Genomic DNA, 15,570 nt, shown 5'->3' on the forward strand with positions numbered 1-15,570 from the left:
CTCGGTTGCTGCGCTCCCTCGCGGCGAATCGCTGCGCTCGGGTTCTCCGAACCGCTCGCTTGCGAACGGTAGCCCGAGTAGTAGGATGGAGAGGCCCGAACTAGGTTTTTGCTTTGACCTTCGACTCGTCCACTCTGGCGGGGGGGGGGGGGGGGGCGGCGCTCCCGTGCGCCGCGCAGCGCGCGCCCGAGTAGAGAGGATAAGTCCACGCATGAAGTTGGAGAATCCTCTAGTCGGAAACTATCGATCAGGTCCAAGTGCAAGACACGTAGAGAAGACGAGTTCGAGGGAGACGAGTCGAGAAAGTCGACACCTCAAAGCCGGTCGAAGTCGCTGTCGACGTTCCCGTCGCGGTCGAGGTCCACGATGGCGTCGAAGGGGCCGAGGAACTGCTCGACCTGCTCCTCGTCGTGGACGCCCTTCGAGAGGTGGAACAGCCCCACGGCCTCGTGCTCGTCGAGCAGGTCGAGCAGTTCGGTCACCACGTCGCGGACGCGACCCTCGTCCGCGTAGTAGGCCATCTCCGTGATGGAGTCGAGGCTGATGCGGCGCTTGCCCTCGGTGCGTTCGAGGAAGTCCCGGGTGACTTCGAGGACGCCCTCCAGATCGGCGGGCGAGGAGACGTAGTGGACGTCGTCGGTGCTCCGGCGGGAGTAGCCCCGCTCGATGCTCAGGGTGTCGAGGATCTCGGCCTGCTCCTCGTCGACGTCGTAGTGGTCGAGCTTCTGCTTGACCTCGCGGGCCGTGGTCCGGGTCGAAATGACGAGGAAGCGGTCGGTGTCGGTCTTTAGGAAGTCGGTGTCGATGCGGTCTGTCTCGCCGGTGCTGGGGTGCAGGAGGAGGATACCGGTTCCACCGGGTACCGCGTCTGGGGCGTTCTCGATGGCGAGCTGATAATCCATACTCACTGGTCATACAGCGAGCGACCTTAAGAATGCGGGTGAAGCGCCGCCGCGAACGAGCCGGGGCGAGCGCCGAAGCACGAGGACGAGCCGCGACGGTCCCCCGAATCAGAACACGCTGTCGGCGGTCGCCGCCCCGACCACGCTGAACACCGCGCCGACGCTGATGGCCCGGAGCGTGATCGCCACCGTCTCCATCGAGGGCTCGCCGTCGACGAACGTGTCCCCGAGGAAGGTGTCTGGCGCGCCGAACGCCAGCGAGAGGATCGCAACCGAGCCGAACGACACCAGCATCAGCGAGACGAAGCGGGTCGGAACGCCCACGACCTCGGACTCGCGGTCGGGGTCGCGGTCGTCGTCGGCCTTGTACAGTGCGCCGTAGCCGATGATGAAGACGATGAGGACGGTCGAGAGCGACTGTAGCGTGGTCATGTCGCTGGCGAGCCCCCAGACCTCCTCGGTGACGACGAACGGCCCCGCCAGCAGGAAGCCGCCGACGACCTGCTGGGCGGAGTCGGCGACCGCGTAGCGCTTTTTCGACCCGACCATGCGCGAGGGGACACACCCGAGAGGTAAAAGGCCCTCGCTGCGGGGTCAGTCGTCGGCAGTCGCGACTGACTCCGGGTCTTCCGACTCCGAACCGGTTTTACCGCTCGCCTCCCTTCCCCCGCCCATGAGTGTCCGCGAGGAGTTCGACGACTGGGCGACCGAGGGCCGCGACAAGGGGATGGAGGACCGCCACTGGCACACCGCGAAGTACGTGCTGGCCCGGATGCCGGTCGAGTCCGGCGAGACGGTTCTCGACCTCGGCACCGGGAGCGGGTACGCCGCTCGCGCGCTCCGGGCCACAAAGGGCGCGGGCCGGGCCTACGGCCTCGACGGCTCGCCGGAGATGGTGCGCAACGCCCGGGAGTACACCCGGAACGGCGACGACGCAGACGACTCGCAGGTCGGCTTCCTCGTCGGCGACTTCGACTACCTGCCGTTCGCCGACGACAGCGTCGACCACGTGTTCACCATGGAGGCGTTCTACTACGCCAACGACCCCCATCAGACCCTTCGAGAGATCGCCCGCGTCCTCCGGCCCGGCGGCACGTTCTTCTGCGCCGTGAACTACTACGAGGAGAACGTCCACTCCCACGCGTGGCAGGACAACATCGACGTGGAGATGACCCGCTGGTCGGCGGCGGAGTACCGCGAGGCGTTCCGCGACGCGGGCCTGTACGTCGCCGAACAGGACAACGTGCCGGACCGCGAGACGGAGATTCCGGACGCGAGCGAGTTCCCGACCGATAGCTGGGAAACGCGCGAGGACATGGTGGAGCGGTACCGGGAACTCGGGACGCTGCTGACGGTCGGCGTCGCGGCCTGAATCGAAAAGACGCCGCTCTGCGAGTAACGCTTCTACCCGCTCCAGCCGCCCGGCACGTCACCGGCGACGTGGCTCCGCCAGTTCTCGAACCCGGCTTCGCAGTCCGGATTGTCCCCGATGTGATCGACGAAGCCAGCGGCGGGCGTTTCGAGTTCGGTCTCGCAGAACGGGCAGTGGTTCGGGTCGTTCCAGGTTGCGGTCGTCATGGTCGAGACGCCGACGCGATAGCGTATAAATCTAACCGCAATACAGCTTAGGTGGCTCGAATGTGTTAATATGGGCCTTATATTCGAGTCGCGCTCTCAGTCCTCCATCCCCCGCGCGAACGTGTAGAACTCCTCGTTCGGGCGCATGTCCGCCAACGTGGACATCCGATTGCTCAAATTGAAAAAGGAGGTCACGCTCCCCACGTCCCAGATCTCCTCGTCGGTCATGCCGACCTCGCCCAGCGCCTCCAGATCGGCCTCGGTCACGCTCCCCGGCTCCTCGGTCAGCTTCACCGCGAAGTCGAGCATCGCCCGGCGGCGCTCCGAGAGCTCCGCGGCGCGGTGGTTGGTCGCGAGCTGGTCGGACAGCTTCGGGCGCTCGCTGTAGAACCGACAGAGCGCGCCGTGGGCCACCACGCAGTACAGACAGTCGTTGACCCCGCTGACCGTCACGACGATCATCTCGACCTCCTCGCGGTCGAGCGGGGTGTCCTCGACCAGCGCGTCGTGGTACTGGAAGAACGGCCGGAAGTGGCTCGGCTTGTAGCCGTACGCGCGGAACACGTTCGGCGTGAACCCCGCCTGCTCGGTCTCCTCCGCGATGCGCTCGCGGAGGTCCTCGGGCAAGTCCTCTACGTCCGGCACCGGAAAGTTGGTCATCGGGTCGTCTGCCATGGTGGTTCGTTGGTCGAGTTCGCCCTTGAGAGTTCGGCCTCGGGTGTTAGTGGTGTGAAGATTTGCAGCTGAAATTGGCGGGTCGTCTTCGAAAGCCCTCGGCGCGCTCGCGGTCGCTCAGCGGGATATTTCGCGGACGCAGAACTGCGCCCGCGAAATAGAGCCGCGCTGAGGCGACCACGCGTTGCGCGAGCGCGCCTCGCCCTTTCAGTCCGCCAGGGACACCGATTGATTCACCAGCCGAAACTGGGAGGGGAGTCACGTCTGTTTGACTACGACCACTATTGACCTACGGCTCCGCTCAAATCCCTCGGACCGTCTCGATGACGCCCGTGCTTTCGAGTGTCATCCACGCGAGGAAGCAGACGTAGAGCGCGAGCAGCCCGTACGCCTCGTAGTCGGTGAGTTCGAGGTGCGTCCGGGTGACGACGACGAACACGAGGGTCGCGAAGGCGAGAAACCCCATCATCGGGATGGCAACGAGGAAGTTGACGGTGGCCGACCCGCCGAGGATGACGCCGACCGGGATGGCGACCAGCAGGTTGAACGTGTTGCTCCCGAGGACGTTCGTCAGACTGGTGACGCTCTCGTCGTTCTTCGCGGCGTTGATGCTGACGAACGCGTCCGGAAGGCTCGTCGCGGCGGCGATGACCGTCAGCCCCCACAGGAAGCTCGGCGTGTCGAATATCCGGCCGAACCCGAGCGCGGACCGGACGATGCCCTCGACGCCGACGGCGATGAGGACGAGCGACACCGCGAGCACGGCCCACTCGCGGCCGATGTTCACGTCCACGTCGGCGGTCGGCACGTAGTCTCTGGTGTCCTGATACTGGAGGAAGACGTACACGCCGTAGGTGGCCAGCGGCATGAGGACCAGCGCGGGCGTGAGGATGGCCGCCGAGTTCGTTCCGCCGGGGACGTAGGTAGCCCCGAGCGCGAACGTGATGAACAGCACGAGTACGCTGATGATGTAGAACTGGGCGTCCTTGTGGACGATGTCCCGGGTGGCTTCGAGCGTTTCGCTGGCGAGCGCGGCCAGCGCCGGGATGACCAGCAGGTTGAATATCGCGCTGCCGACGATCGCCCCGACGCCGAGTTCGAACTCGCCGTGGAGGAGCGTGCTGATGACGACCGAACTGAGCTCCGGGAAGCTCGATCCGATGGCGACGACGACCGCCCCGTGGACCGCGACCGGCAGGCCGTAGTGCTTGCTGAGCCGCTCCGCGGAGCGTTCGAGGAGTTCGCTCCCCTTCCAGATGACGCCTGTCGCCACGACGGCCAGCAGGAGATACCCGAGGACGGGACTCATTACGTGGACAGTATCGGGGGTCGCTCAAGATACTGGTGGTCTGCCGTCGCTGGCTGCGTTACGACTCGCCTGCGCTACGCCGTCACGTCTGCGCTACGCCTTCTCGCCCGCGCGGATCTCGGTCTCTAGCCAGTTCTCCTCGGGCGGAAGCGCACAGGCGAACGTCTCGCTGTAGGCGCAGAACGGCGAGTACGCGAGGTTGAAGTCCAGCACCAGCTCGTCGCCGTCCTCCAGTTCGCCCTGGGTCTCGAACTCCATGTATCGACCGCGCTCGTAGGTCTGCTGGCCTGTGGTCTTGTCCCGGAAGGGGACGAACAGCCCGTCGCCACCCTCTCGCTGATAGGCTGCGAGTTCGTACTTCTCGCCGTCTCGCGGGTCGCGTTGCTCCCCGCTCGATTCTCCCGAGGTGCGTCGCGTCTCGCCGTCGAGTTCGAAGTCGAGCGTGGCGACCCGGAGGTACCGCTGGGGCGCGCCGGCGTTCACGTCCATCTCGACCGGTTCGGGCCGGTCGTGGACCGTCATCGTCGCGGTGACCCGGTAGTCGGGGTCCGGTTCGAAGTAGTCGAGGCCGTCGAACTCCTCGCGCTCCTCGGGCGGGATGGGCGACTGCTGGTGTTCGGCGAGAAAGTCGTCCTTCTCGGCGCGATGCGAGTGGAGCTGTTCGCGCCACTCCTCGGGGTCGAACTCCGCGGAATCGGTTGAGGGGTCCTCGGCGTCGCTCATGCGCGGTCGTACTCGTTCGCGCCGGGTAACGCTTGGCATCGATTCGGAACGGGGGAGTTCGTGATTCTCGGCGGCACCGAGCTAGCTTCTGCTTGAGCCTAGGGAGAGTGCTAGCACCCGACCTCGCCGTGCCCAAACGCACGCCGGGGTAGAAGGTCAGTGAGGCACGAAGGACGACAGCCGACGGAACACGAAACTCCACGAAACGCGCCGACGGAGCCACTCCGCCGAGACCCCGAGTACCAAGACTTTTACCCTGTAAGGACGCCTCTGCAACCATGAGCGAGGACGCCGAGGAGGACGAATCTGCGGGTGACGGCGAGGTTCCCGAGGATGTCGACGCGGACGACCTGGAGGAACTCCTCGAAGCCGACCCTGCCGCGGGTGCTCAGGGAGCCGGCGGTATGCCCGGCACGCACGTCCGGGCGATGGAGTTCTGGGACGACATCATCGCGGACATGGAGGCCACGGCCGCCGAGTACGAGGAGGCGGGCTGGGAGACGCTCCAGCTCCATCCCGGCGACGTGACCACGCTGACGCCCGACGACGAGAGCGACATGTTCGGCCTCGACGTGCTGGTACCGAACAACGAGTTCGACGCGGTCGAAGCCCATCTGGAGGACGACGTGAGCTTCGACGCCTACGAGGCCTACCGGGCGACCGGCGAGGGGCTCGTCCTGCTGGTGGTCGCGATGGAGGACCACGACGCCGAGGTCGCGGTGTTCTACCCCGCGTACTACGACCCGTCGAACGCGCAACCGATGCTGACCGCCGCCGAGCGCGCCGGCGAGATGCGGACCTACATCCGGACGCTGACCAACGAGCGCATCGAGTTCACCCACGACGAGCCGGAGAACTTCGGCCCGCCGACTGGGTCGGACGCGGAGTAAGATCGGACGCGGGAGAGCTCCGAGCCGTTTCAGACGCCCCGCCAGCCGACGACGCAGAGGACGGCCCCGACCAGTCCGAGCACGCCGCCGAAGTACGCGCCGATAACTGGATCGTCGACGGCCTGCACTGCTACCACGCCGACGCCGACGAAAAGCAACCCCGCTCCGCAGACGACGACTCGGACCGCTCGGTCCGGTTTTCGGGACTCCGGCGAGGCATTCTCGACGCCACGTTCGAGCGCCGCGAGCACCGCGTCGGCCGCCTCCGGAGAGACGGTCAGAAATCGCGGAACGAGCAGTCCGGTCCCACGAGCGTACGAGAGCCAGCAGACGACCACCTCGTCGACGCGGACCGACCGGACGTCGCTCACGTGCGCCAGTGCCACCTCCTGCCCGTTGCAGACCAGCCGGTCACCCTCGATCCGACCGACCGTCGAGAATAGGTTCACGAGCACGGGCGAGAAGAGGAGCGCGACCGCGAGTCCGAACAGGGCATCGCCCGGTATCCCCGCGAGGGTGAGGCCGCCGAACAGCGCAGCACCGGCGAGCGTCGCTGCCGCGGTACTCCTGACCGTCCACGGGAGTCGATCCGCACCGAAGGGACCGGGGCTCGGGCGCTGCTCGGCTTCGACCAGCATCGGCCAGAGGTACAGCAGCGAGAACGGCCCGCCGACCAGCGCCAGCAGCGCAATCAACGCGAGAATCCGGGGGTCCGCGCCCGAGAGGCTGTCGGGCAGCGCGAGCAGTAGCACACCGCCGAGAAGCACCAGCGGGCCGCCCAGCGCCGCAACGAAGCCGTGCGCGAGGACCCGGAGCGCTCGCGAGTCCCTCGCGTCGTGTCGCCACTCGACGGCGGGACCTCCGGATTCGTCCGTGGAACCGTCCAATTCGACCGCGCGACGCTCGGTCACGACCGGGAGATGACGCCGGAGGACCAAATAAGCGAGCGTCGCACGCGAACAGTCGTAGAAGCAGCCGGCGTTCCGACTTCTTCGTCAGTCGTCGGCAGCGTCGGCTTCGGCAGCCTCCAACTCCGTGCCGCAGTTCGGACACTCCAGTTCGTCGTGGCGGAGTTCCTCGCTCGCCGAGCGAACGTCGCGCATCACGCCCGAGATGCGGTCCTCGGCCGCGAGTTCCTCCTCGACCGAGAGATCGACGCCCTCGACTTCGAGCAGGAACTTCGCCACCTCGGTCACCTCGTACATCATGTCGTCGAGCTCCTCGGCGGTGAAGAACCCCGACATCGCGCCGTAGAGGAAGGTCGCTCCGGCCTGCCGGACCTTTCCCTCGAACGACGAGCGGGCCTGATTGACCGCCTGTGGCGTGTACGTGTCGGTCATGAACGGGATGAGCTCGGGCAGATTCTCGCCGATCTTGGTCATCTCGACGCCCGTCTCGGTCCGGAAGTCCGCGCAGAGTCGGGCGATGGCCCACTCGCGGGCGGTGATGTAGGTGCGCTCGCGCAGGAACTCGTTGACCCGGTCGTACTGCGCGCCGTCCATCTTCTTGAATCGCTCGTACTTGCGCACGTCCTCGGGGACGGTCACCTCTGGCGTCTCCGGGCCTTCCTGCGTCTCCGTTGGCTCGTCGGTCTCGCTGGGCTCGGAGGTCTCGGTTTCTTCAGCAGTCTCGCTCTCGTCTTCGTCTCCTTCGAGAACCCCATCGTCCCCGTCGTCCCCCTCGGAAACGGCGTCCGCAGTCGGTCTGACCTCGCTGTTTGGTTCCGGCTCGCGAGGCGTTTCGTCGTCGGCGTCCTGGTCTGTTTCGGTCGGACGCGGTCGGTCGTCTGCCATGGTCGGGCTTACGAGTGAAGGTGGAAAAGCGTGTCGTCTATCCGTGGTTCGGGCTGTCGAGCGCCACGCAACTATTTTGCACCCGCGCACGGATGGTCGGGTATGAACGTCCTGCTCGGCATCGGCGGAAGCGACGACTCGTTGCGCGCGCTCGAACGCACGGTCGAACGCGCGCAGGCGGCTGGCGACGAGCTCACCATCGCGGTCCTCGACAACCCGGAGAGCGACCGCGAGGTCGACGACATCCGGTCGCGAATCGACGAGGTGCTGACCGCCGCGGAGTTCACGGCGGAGGTCCGCCGGGTCACCGGCGACCCGGGGAGCCGACTCGTCGACCTCGCCGAGCGCGAGGGGTTCGACCAGCTCGTGCTCGGCGGCGGTCAGCGCAGCCCGATGGGCAAGATCCAGCTCGGTCACATTTCGGAGTTCGTGCTGCTGAACTCCCCGGTGACCGTTACGCTCGTCCGATGACCCGAGACGAGCGCCCCTACCCCGACGAGCCGGCGGGGTCGTTCCCGGAGCCGCCGGTGTCGTTCGAGGACCGCGAAGGCAGGGCGATCGAGATCCGGCCGTACGAGGACGACGACGAGACCTTCGAAGCGGTCGTGGCGATGTACGCCGACTTCGACCCCGCCGACCGCGCGCAGGGTATCCCGCCCGCCACGGAGTCACGCATCCGGGACTGGCTCGAAGTCCTGCTCGACGGGCTGAACGTGGTGGCGTGGCACGGCGGCGAGCCGGTGGGCCACGCCACGCTCGTCCCCGACGGCGAGGCGTACGAACTCGCTATCTTCGTCCACCAGGACTACCAGCGCGCCGGCATCGGCTCGAAGCTCATCCAGGCACTGCTGGGCCACGGCCGGGCAAACGACGTGGAGAAGGTGTGGCTAACCGTCGAGCGCTGGAACCACGCCGCGGTGAACCTCTACGAGTCGGTGGGCTTCGAGACCGCCGGTTCCGAGAGCTTCGAGATCGAGATGTCGCTTCGGCTCTGAGAGCGCACTGGAGCTTCGGGTTTCCGGACACACTTTTAAATCGGAGGGCGGGACAAGGTGGGTCCCGGGATGGCCCTCCACGACGAAGGCGAGCGACGGGCGGTGACGTACGAGAACGCGAGAGCGGTGCTGGAAGCCCAATTAGAAATCGTCCGGAACGTTGATTCGAAGGCGGTCCGGACGGTTCGAGTGACGATACTCCTCGTCGGAATCGTACTTTCTGCGTCGCAAGTACGCCCGGAACTGTTCGATGCGACACTGACGTTCCTGAGTGCTCTCTCGACGAGAGCGAGGAAAGCGCCTGAACGACGGGTTCACACCGACAGCACGGGCTGGCTCGCGTACAACAGCACGTACTCGGCGGCCTTCTCCAGCACCTCGCCGGGTTCGCCGCTGAGCGGTTCGCGCGGGATGACGAGGAAGTCGGCGTCCACGTCCTCGGCGGTGTCGAGCACTGCGCTTCCGGGATGCTGGGTCTTTCTGGTGGTCGAGAAGCCGTAGGCGTTCGAGGTCGAGACCGCCACGCCGTACTCCTCGGCGAGGTCGCGCACGGTGTCCATGAACGTCTCGGTGTCCGCGAGCACGTCGTCCTCGTCGACGGCTCCGCCCTCGATACCGCGGACGATCTCCTCGCCGAGAACGTACAGCGCGTGGACCTCGGCTCCGTACTGCTCGGCGACGGCCGCGGCGTACTCGACGGCCTCTACGGACTCGTCGCTCCCGTCGACCGGAACGAGCACGGTGTCCACTTCGAGCGGTTCGGTCATGTGCCCACCTGCGCGACGGGTCGGCAAAAATCCTCGCTTCACGGTCGCGGCGTCGACCACCGTTCGATCACGACTCGCGCGGATCACGCTTCGCGCGGACTCGCCCGAGTCGCGGTCGCTTTGAACGAGGCGACCACCTCCGCGCCCTCGCCGAGGTCGAGTTTCTCGACGCTGGACGCGGTGACCAGCGCCGCCAGCGGGTCGGGCGCGCCCACGTCCACGAGGACGCGCGCGACTGCCTCGCCCCGGTCCATCGCGGTGACGGTCCCCGCAAACCGGTTCCGCGCGCTGGTTGCCGCCGCGTCCGGGGCGTCGGCCGGCGCGTGGAGCGTCACGGCGTCCGCGCGGATCGCAACCTCCACCGCCTCGCCGTCGGGAGCCAGCGCGCGCACCTGCCCGGCGTCGGTCGCCACGGTCGCCAGTTCGCCCTCGCGGTCGACGACTCGCCCCGACAGCACCGTCTCCTCGACCTCTGCAGTGCCGGTGAACTCCGCGCGGAGGCGCTCGAAGCGCGCGAGCAGGTCCCGGGCTTCGTCGGTGAGTTCGCTCCCGCCGCCACCGGAGCCGCCCCGCTGGCGGACCACGAGCGGGCCGACCGCATCCTCCAGCTCCGTCAGTCGTTCGAGTGCCCGGGAGTACGACCGCCCGAGCGCGTCCGCCGCGCGATTGAGCGACCCCTCGGCGTCGATGGTCCGGAGGAGTTCGGCGTCGTCGGCGTCGAACCGCACCCCGTCGGCTCGGAGGTGGGCCTCGAATCCCGCGTCCATGTGGCTCGAATGGCGGGCGCGGGTCAAAGTCGTTGTGTCGGGGAGAAGTCCGCGTTCGTAAATCACGCGAATAGAATCACGTCCTCGAAAGCCCTCGGCCCGCGAGCACACATCGCCCTTGCAGTCCGCCGAGGGAGGTGACCCTCGAAGCGGTCCGAGCAGGTGGTTGTCGAGCCATCGGAGCAGGAAGACTCGAAGGCGTGCGAACGCTCGCTGGTTCACTCGCTTTGCGACGAGACTCGGCCGCTTCCCGGCGAGTTCTGTTCGGTCGAACCCTCGTCCACCTCGTCCGCGTCGTACAGGAGTTCGCCGCGGACGAACCGGCGAGTCCGCGGGTCGTCCGGGTCGTCGAAGATTCGCTCTGGCGGCCCGGACTCGACCGTCTCGCCGTCGAGGAGGAAGACGACGCGGTCCGAGATGCGCTCGGCCTGATGCATGTCGTGGGTCGCGACCACGACGCCGACGCCGTCCTCGGCGGCGTCGAGGATGGCCTCCTCCAGCACGGCGGTGTTGCGCGGGTCGAGGTTCGACGTGGGTTCGTCGAGCAGCAGGATCTCCGGTTCGACCGCCAGCGCCCGCGCGAACGCGACGCGCTGGGCCTCGCCGCCCGACAGCGACAGCGCGTTCTGGTCGCGCTTGTCGCCGAGGCCGACTCGCTCCAGCGCGGCCGCGACCGCCTCCGGTGGACCGGTGTCGGGACCGACGAGTCGGCCGAGCGCGGACCGGGCGCGGCTGGCCCATCCCTGCCGGACTCGCAGTCCGTACGCGACGTTCCGGGCCACGGGCGCGTTGAACAGGCTCGGCTCCTGGAACGCCATGCTGAGACGGCGGCGTACCGAGAGCCGTTCGTCCTCGCCCAGCGCCCACGCGTCTTCGCCGTCCCACGAGACGGTGCCGGCGTCCGGTCGCTCGAACAGCGCGAGCAGGCGGAGCAGGGTCGTCTTGCCCGTTCCAGAGGGGCCGACCAGCGTGACGATCTCGCCAGGGGAAGCTTCGAGCGAGACGTTCTCCAGCACCTCGTCGCCGTCGAACGCCATCGACACGTCGGTCGCGCGGAGGGTCACACCGACCCCTCCCCGCGGCCCTTGTCCCGGAGCCACGACCCGACCGCGTTCACCACGAGCACGAGCGCGAGCAGGACCACGCCGAGTACGAGCCCCACCTCGTAGCGGCCCTGCCGGGCCTCGACGGTGATGGCGGTCGTGAGCGTCCGGGTGTACGACTGGCCGTCGCTGAACACGATGTTGCCGCCGACGATGAGGATGGAGCCGACCTCGCTGATGGCGCGGCCGAACCCCGCCAGAACTGCGGTCACGATGCCGTACCGGGCCTCCTTGATCACGACGAGGCCCACGTCGCGCTTGGTGCCACCCATCGCGTAGGCGGCGTCGCGGACCGGCTGTTCGACGCTCTCGACCGCCGAGAGGCTGATACTCGTGACGACCGGCACTGCCAATACGAACTGCGAGACGATCATCGCCTCCGGGGTGAACGCCAGTCCGAGGTCGCCGAACGGCCCGCTGTTCGAGAGGAGCATGAGCACGACCAGCCCGACGACGACGCTCGGGAACCCCATGCCGGTGTTGATGACCGCGGTGACGAGGCGCTTGCCCGGGAAGTCGGTGAACCCGATGGCGAGCGCGACCGGCAGGCTGGCGAGCGTGCTGAGCGCGACCGCCGTGAGACTGACCTGTAGGGAGACGATCACGATGCTGACGACGTAGGTCCAACCGCCCTCGGGAAGCTGGAACCCCTGCAGTGTCGCCGGTCCGGGCTGTAGCGCGAGTGCCTGACCGAACTGGAGGAGGGCGGCAGGGTCGAGCATCTGAGTCAGTACGTGTTCGGAACGCGGGTCTCCACCCAATGAAGGTACCGCTTGTCGGCAGTCGACAGCGACTCAGCGGCCTCGGCCGAGTAGCCCTGCGGCACGTACTGCGCGAAGTCGGGCTCCGCCGAGAGCGCGTTCGGGAAGAACAGCTGCGAGCCGTTGGCGGTGTAGTTCTCGATGGTCGACTGGCCCTGCGGGCTCGTGAGGAAGCCGATGTAGGCCATCGCGGCCTCGTAGTTCACGTCGTCGTACTGCGCGGGATTGACTGCCATCACGCCGTAGGGGTTCTTGAGGATGACCGGACCGTCCTTGAGTGGTCCCTGAACGTGGATGCCGAGATCGATCTCGGTCTGCATCGAGAGGAAGGTGCCCCGGTCGGCGAGCGTGTACGCACCCGTCTGGTTCGCCTGCACCAGCGTGTCGCCCATCCCCTTGCCGATCTCGCGGTACCACTGCCCGCTCGGGTCGGTTCCCGCTTCGTCCCAGATGATGAGTTCCTTCTTGTTCGTCCCCGAGTCGTCGCCCCGCGAGACGAACGTCGCGCCCTCGCTGGCTATCGTGTTGAACGCCTCGGTCGCGCTCCCCATCCCGTTGATGCCGGCGGGGTCGTCCTCCGGACCGACGACGACGAAGTCGTTGAACATCACGTCCCGGCGGTTGACGCCGTAGCCGTCCTGCATGAACTCGTCTTCCGCCCCGCGAGCGTGGACGAGGATGACGTCGGCGTCGCCGTCGCGGGCGGTCCGGATGGACGCGCCGGTGCCCTTCGGGAGCGTCTTGATGGTGATGCCGTAGTTCTCCTCGAAGATGGGGTTCAACTCGTCGAGGAGTCCGGTGTCGTACGTGCTGGTCGTGGTCGCCAGCACCAGCTCACCGTCGCCGACCTGCCCCGACTGCTGGTTCGTCTCGTCGTTCAGTTCGGTGGCCGACGTGGGATCGGTCTCCGAGGTCGGATCCGCCTGCTCGTCCTGTCCGGTACAGCCAGCCAGTCCGAGCACGGCCCCGCTCCCGGTCGCCTGAATGAATCTCCGGCGTTGCATCGTTGTGGGAACAACGACCCGCGAGAGGGCAATAACTGTTTCCCTCTCCGCGAAACCGGAACGAGTTACGAACCGTCGAGAAGCGGAACAGAACGGCAGCGACGAGGGTGGTTTCGGAATCGGAGCGGGCCGCCGCGCATTTGCGGCGGACCGCTCCGATTCCGACTTCTCTGATTCCGCCAGTTCCGATTCCGAAGGATTCGATTCCGAAGGCTTCGATTCCGAAGGCTTCGATTCCAAACACTTCGTCGTCCCGCGTCGCCCGTCCGGTCGTCCGGTCGTCCCGTCATCCCGCGCCAACTGCCAACCTTTCGTCGTCTCGACGGCGAGAAAACTACTTACGGATGGCATGGCATCCTTCCGATATGGCACGCGAACAGCGAGGTGGGCCGAAGTGAGCATCCTCGGCTCCACTGCGGGAAAGGTCGTCGCCGTCCTCTTCGCGGGGATGGTCGTCACGACTGCAGGGATCGGGGCGGCGCTCACCACCGGCGTCGTGAGCGTCGAACCGCCCACGGTCGAATCGATAGACAACGAGTGGGGCGAGGTGACCGACGAGCGCACGGGCATCCGAACAAACGTCGTCGTGAACAACCCCAACGGGTTCGGCGTCCCCGGCGTCGTGGACGTCTCCTACGACGTGGCGATGAACGACGTGGCGGTCGCGTCCGGGTCGAGCGACGGGTTGAGCCTCTCCTCGGGCCAGAACGAACTGACGCTCGACACGCACATCGACAACGGGAAGATCCCGGCGTGGTGGGCCAGCCACATCAACAACGGCGAGCGCACGACCGTCTCGGTCCAACCGAGCGTCGAGGCACCGTTCGTCTCGCGGAGCCTGCCGTCGCAGGACCGGACGTTCGCGACCGACATGCTCTCGTCGTTCGACAGCACCGAAGCCCAGTCAGTCGAGGCCGGCGGTCGAACCCTGCTGACCGTGAGCGAGACCGACGCCTCGTGGGGCCGGGCGACCGAGAGCGAGACGCCGCTCTCGTTTTCCGCGACGGTCGAGAACCCCAACGACGCGCCGGTGCGCTTCTCCACGCTCGGCTATCGAGTGTCGATGAACGACCTCGAGGTGGCGAACGGCACCACTGACGGCGGCGTCGAGGTCGGAGCCAACTCCGAGGGCACCATCGAGATCGACTCGACGATGGACAACTCGAAGCTCGACGAGTGGTGGGTCAGCCACCTCCGGAACGACGAGCGGACCGTCCTCGACGTGCAGGTGTTCGCGGTCGCCGAGACCGACGAGGGGACCCAGCGCATCCCGCTGGAGTTCATGAGCCAGCGCGTCGAGTTCGAGACCGACATCCTCGGCGGCGGCGGGGCCCAGACCACCGCACTCGACTCCGAGAACGCGGTCGACTTCGAGCCGCCGACGGTCGAGTCGGTCGAGCGCGACTGGACCGCGACCGACTCTGGCACGCAGTTCTCGAACCAGGTCGTCGTGAACAACCCCAACGACGCCGACTCGGCGCTCGGCGACGTCTCGCTCGACGCCGACTACCGGGTCGACCTCAACGACGTGACGGTGCTCGACGACGAGTCCCGAACCGACCTCGCTCCCGGCCGGAACGAACTCGCGTTCGGCGGCGAGGTGAGCGACCCCACCATCACGGAGTGGTGGGTCAGCCACGTCGAGAACGGCGAGCGGACCGACGTGACCACCGACGCCAGCGTTCGCGCCGACCTCGGCTTCACCGAGGTGCCGGTCGAGGTCCCGGCCGACGACCGGACGTTCGAGACGGACATGCTCGCCGGGTTCGACGGCGCTGGCGAGGAGGTGACCGCCGAGGGCCGGACCCTCGCCACGCTGGGCGGGACGACCGCCGAGTGGGGCGACCCCACGATGGACCGGACGCCGATGGTGGTCGAGGGCGAGGTGACCAACGAGCGCTCCCGACCGCTGACCGTCGTGAGCTTCGGCTACGAGGTCGAGGCCAACGACGTGGTGCTGGCCGACAACGAGACCCGCGTCGGCGAGGAGATCCCTGGCGGGACGACCCGGACCGTGGACGCGACGGGCTACCTCGACAACGAGCAGATTCCGGCGTGGTGGGTCAGCCACTTAGAGAACGACGAGCGCTCGGAACTCTCGGTGTCCTACTACGTCACGGTGGAGATGTTGGGCCAGCAGTACACGGTCGAACTCGACTCGATGAGCTACAACCAGACCGTCGAGACGAACGCCTTCGGCGGGTCGTAGGCCTGAGGGCGCGTTTGCTGTCTCCGGCTCTCTCTTCTCGTTTCTCGCCGGCCGAGGGTGAGCGGCGCGGGAGTCCGGCGGTCGGCGACCGCCG

The 15,570-nt window shown here is 67.2% G+C and carries 18 protein-coding genes; 5 read left to right on the top strand and 13 right to left on the bottom strand.

Annotation, left to right across the window (positions count from 1 at the left end):
• Positions 1-314 precede the first annotated feature (314 nt).
• Together DPQ64_RS17470 and DPQ64_RS17475 are read right to left on the bottom strand one after the other, a co-directional pair.
• On the bottom strand, positions 315-902 hold the full coding sequence (locus DPQ64_RS17470) for a DUF7090 family protein (protein WP_115865591.1): 588 nt from the start codon (positions 900-902) through the stop codon (positions 315-317).
• A gap of 108 nt (positions 903-1,010) precedes the next feature.
• A complete protein-coding gene (locus DPQ64_RS17475; RefSeq protein ID WP_115865592.1) occupies positions 1,011-1,451 on the bottom strand; it encodes a DUF2391 family protein in 441 nt (146 codons plus the stop codon).
• Between the two features lie 124 nt (positions 1,452-1,575).
• Between DPQ64_RS17475 and DPQ64_RS17480 the strand changes: the two genes are divergently transcribed.
• The gene (locus DPQ64_RS17480) at positions 1,576-2,274 is read left to right on the top strand and encodes a class I SAM-dependent methyltransferase (protein ID WP_115865593.1); all 699 of its coding nucleotides are present in this window, start codon (positions 1,576-1,578) and stop codon (positions 2,272-2,274) included.
• 32 nt (positions 2,275-2,306) lie between these two features.
• On the opposite strand, the gene DPQ64_RS19385 is transcribed toward DPQ64_RS17480, so the two are convergent.
• The 4 genes from DPQ64_RS19385 to DPQ64_RS17495 form a co-directional block, all read right to left on the bottom strand.
• The gene (locus DPQ64_RS19385) at positions 2,307-2,480 is read right to left on the bottom strand and encodes a DUF7501 family protein (RefSeq protein ID WP_198662188.1); all 174 of its coding nucleotides are present in this window, start codon (positions 2,478-2,480) and stop codon (positions 2,307-2,309) included.
• 96 nt (positions 2,481-2,576) lie between these two features.
• Positions 2,577-3,155: a peroxidase-related enzyme gene (locus DPQ64_RS17485; protein ID WP_115865594.1), complete on the bottom strand. Its 579-nt coding sequence runs from the start codon at positions 3,153-3,155 to the stop codon at positions 2,577-2,579.
• 301 nt (positions 3,156-3,456) lie between these two features.
• Positions 3,457-4,464, bottom strand: a complete 1,008-nt coding sequence (locus DPQ64_RS17490) for a sodium:calcium antiporter (protein WP_115865595.1) — start codon at positions 4,462-4,464, stop codon at positions 3,457-3,459.
• A 93-nt stretch (positions 4,465-4,557) separates the two neighbouring features.
• Complete coding sequence (locus DPQ64_RS17495; protein WP_115865596.1) at positions 4,558-5,187, bottom strand: DUF1684 domain-containing protein; 630 nt, start codon at positions 5,185-5,187, stop codon at positions 4,558-4,560.
• 278 nt (positions 5,188-5,465) lie between these two features.
• Here DPQ64_RS17495 and DPQ64_RS17500 point away from each other — a divergent pair, with 278 nt between their 5' ends.
• On the top strand, positions 5,466-6,077 hold the full coding sequence (locus DPQ64_RS17500) for a DUF7529 family protein (protein ID WP_232820622.1): 612 nt from the start codon (positions 5,466-5,468) through the stop codon (positions 6,075-6,077).
• Between the two features lie 29 nt (positions 6,078-6,106).
• Here the strand turns inward: DPQ64_RS17500 and DPQ64_RS17505 are convergent, their stop codons facing one another.
• Both DPQ64_RS17505 and DPQ64_RS17510 read right to left on the bottom strand, forming a co-directional pair.
• The gene (locus tag DPQ64_RS17505; RefSeq protein ID WP_115865597.1) at positions 6,107-6,988 is read right to left on the bottom strand and encodes a hypothetical protein; all 882 of its coding nucleotides are present in this window, start codon (positions 6,986-6,988) and stop codon (positions 6,107-6,109) included.
• Positions 6,989-7,072: 84 nt separating this feature from the next.
• On the bottom strand, positions 7,073-7,870 hold the full coding sequence (locus DPQ64_RS17510) for a DUF5806 family protein (RefSeq protein ID WP_115865598.1): 798 nt from the start codon (positions 7,868-7,870) through the stop codon (positions 7,073-7,075).
• 102 nt (positions 7,871-7,972) lie between these two features.
• Here DPQ64_RS17510 and DPQ64_RS17515 point away from each other — a divergent pair, with 102 nt between their 5' ends.
• Together DPQ64_RS17515 and DPQ64_RS17520 are read left to right on the top strand one after the other, a co-directional pair.
• On the top strand, positions 7,973-8,341 hold the full coding sequence (locus DPQ64_RS17515; RefSeq protein WP_115865599.1) for a universal stress protein: 369 nt from the start codon (positions 7,973-7,975) through the stop codon (positions 8,339-8,341).
• Positions 8,338-8,865 carry a GNAT family N-acetyltransferase gene (locus DPQ64_RS17520; protein WP_115865600.1) on the top strand — a complete coding sequence of 176 codons (528 nt, stop codon included), beginning with the start codon at positions 8,338-8,340 and terminating at the stop codon, positions 8,863-8,865. Before DPQ64_RS17515 ends, DPQ64_RS17520 begins: the two co-directional genes overlap by 4 nt.
• Positions 8,866-9,179: 314 nt before the next feature.
• Here the strand turns inward: DPQ64_RS17520 and DPQ64_RS17525 are convergent, their stop codons facing one another.
• The 5 genes from DPQ64_RS17525 to DPQ64_RS17545 form a co-directional block, all read right to left on the bottom strand.
• Positions 9,180-9,632, bottom strand: a complete 453-nt coding sequence (locus DPQ64_RS17525) for a universal stress protein (protein WP_115865601.1) — start codon at positions 9,630-9,632, stop codon at positions 9,180-9,182.
• Positions 9,633-9,715: 83 nt separating this feature from the next.
• On the bottom strand, positions 9,716-10,399 hold the full coding sequence (locus DPQ64_RS17530) for a TOBE domain-containing protein (RefSeq protein ID WP_115865602.1): 684 nt from the start codon (positions 10,397-10,399) through the stop codon (positions 9,716-9,718).
• A 218-nt stretch (positions 10,400-10,617) separates the two neighbouring features.
• A complete protein-coding gene (locus DPQ64_RS17535; protein WP_115865603.1) occupies positions 10,618-11,463 on the bottom strand; it encodes an amino acid ABC transporter ATP-binding protein in 846 nt (281 codons plus the stop codon).
• Positions 11,460-12,224 carry an ABC transporter permease gene (locus tag DPQ64_RS17540; protein ID WP_115865604.1) on the bottom strand — a complete coding sequence of 255 codons (765 nt, stop codon included), beginning with the start codon at positions 12,222-12,224 and terminating at the stop codon, positions 11,460-11,462. The genes DPQ64_RS17535 and DPQ64_RS17540 overlap by 4 nt, the downstream gene beginning before the upstream one ends.
• Positions 12,225-12,229: 5 nt before the next feature.
• Complete coding sequence (locus DPQ64_RS17545) at positions 12,230-13,267, bottom strand: substrate-binding domain-containing protein (RefSeq protein WP_115865605.1); 1,038 nt, start codon at positions 13,265-13,267, stop codon at positions 12,230-12,232.
• Between the two features lie 394 nt (positions 13,268-13,661).
• Here DPQ64_RS17545 and DPQ64_RS17550 point away from each other — a divergent pair, with 394 nt between their 5' ends.
• Positions 13,662-15,476 (top strand): LEA type 2 family protein, encoded by a 1,815-nt coding sequence (locus tag DPQ64_RS17550; protein WP_198662189.1) that lies wholly within the window; start codon positions 13,662-13,664, stop codon positions 15,474-15,476.
• Positions 15,477-15,570: the final 94 nt, after the last annotated feature.

It is taken from the genome of Halorussus litoreus, assembly GCF_003382685.1.
Classification (GTDB): domain Archaea; phylum Halobacteriota; class Halobacteria; order Halobacteriales; family Haladaptataceae; genus Halorussus; species Halorussus litoreus.

Bases quoted from the DNA above. Each gene is read 5' to 3' on its own strand.
- DPQ64_RS17470 (WP_115865591.1), bottom strand. From the start codon at position 902: ATGGATTATCAGCTCGCCATCGAGAACGCCCCAGACGCGGTACCCGGT.
- DPQ64_RS17475 (WP_115865592.1), bottom strand. From the start codon at position 1,451: ATGGTCGGGTCGAAAAAGCGCTACGCGGTCGCCGACTCCGCCCAGCAG.
- DPQ64_RS17480 (WP_115865593.1), top strand. From the start codon at position 1,576: ATGAGTGTCCGCGAGGAGTTCGACGACTGGGCGACCGAGGGCCGCGAC.
- DPQ64_RS19385 (WP_198662188.1), bottom strand. From the start codon at position 2,480: ATGACGACCGCAACCTGGAACGACCCGAACCACTGCCCGTTCTGCGAG.
- DPQ64_RS17485 (WP_115865594.1), bottom strand. From the start codon at position 3,155: ATGGCAGACGACCCGATGACCAACTTTCCGGTGCCGGACGTAGAGGAC.
- DPQ64_RS17490 (WP_115865595.1), bottom strand. From the start codon at position 4,464: ATGAGTCCCGTCCTCGGGTATCTCCTGCTGGCCGTCGTGGCGACAGGC.
- DPQ64_RS17495 (WP_115865596.1), bottom strand. From the start codon at position 5,187: ATGAGCGACGCCGAGGACCCCTCAACCGATTCCGCGGAGTTCGACCCC.
- DPQ64_RS17500 (WP_232820622.1), top strand. From the start codon at position 5,466: ATGAGCGAGGACGCCGAGGAGGACGAATCTGCGGGTGACGGCGAGGTT.
- DPQ64_RS17510 (WP_115865598.1), bottom strand. From the start codon at position 7,870: ATGGCAGACGACCGACCGCGTCCGACCGAAACAGACCAGGACGCCGAC.
- DPQ64_RS17515 (WP_115865599.1), top strand. From the start codon at position 7,973: ATGAACGTCCTGCTCGGCATCGGCGGAAGCGACGACTCGTTGCGCGCG.
- DPQ64_RS17520 (WP_115865600.1), top strand. From the start codon at position 8,338: ATGACCCGAGACGAGCGCCCCTACCCCGACGAGCCGGCGGGGTCGTTC.
- DPQ64_RS17525 (WP_115865601.1), bottom strand. From the start codon at position 9,632: ATGACCGAACCGCTCGAAGTGGACACCGTGCTCGTTCCGGTCGACGGG.
- DPQ64_RS17530 (WP_115865602.1), bottom strand. From the start codon at position 10,399: ATGGACGCGGGATTCGAGGCCCACCTCCGAGCCGACGGGGTGCGGTTC.
- DPQ64_RS17540 (WP_115865604.1), bottom strand. From the start codon at position 12,224: ATGCTCGACCCTGCCGCCCTCCTCCAGTTCGGTCAGGCACTCGCGCTA.
- DPQ64_RS17545 (WP_115865605.1), bottom strand. From the start codon at position 13,267: ATGCAACGCCGGAGATTCATTCAGGCGACCGGGAGCGGGGCCGTGCTC.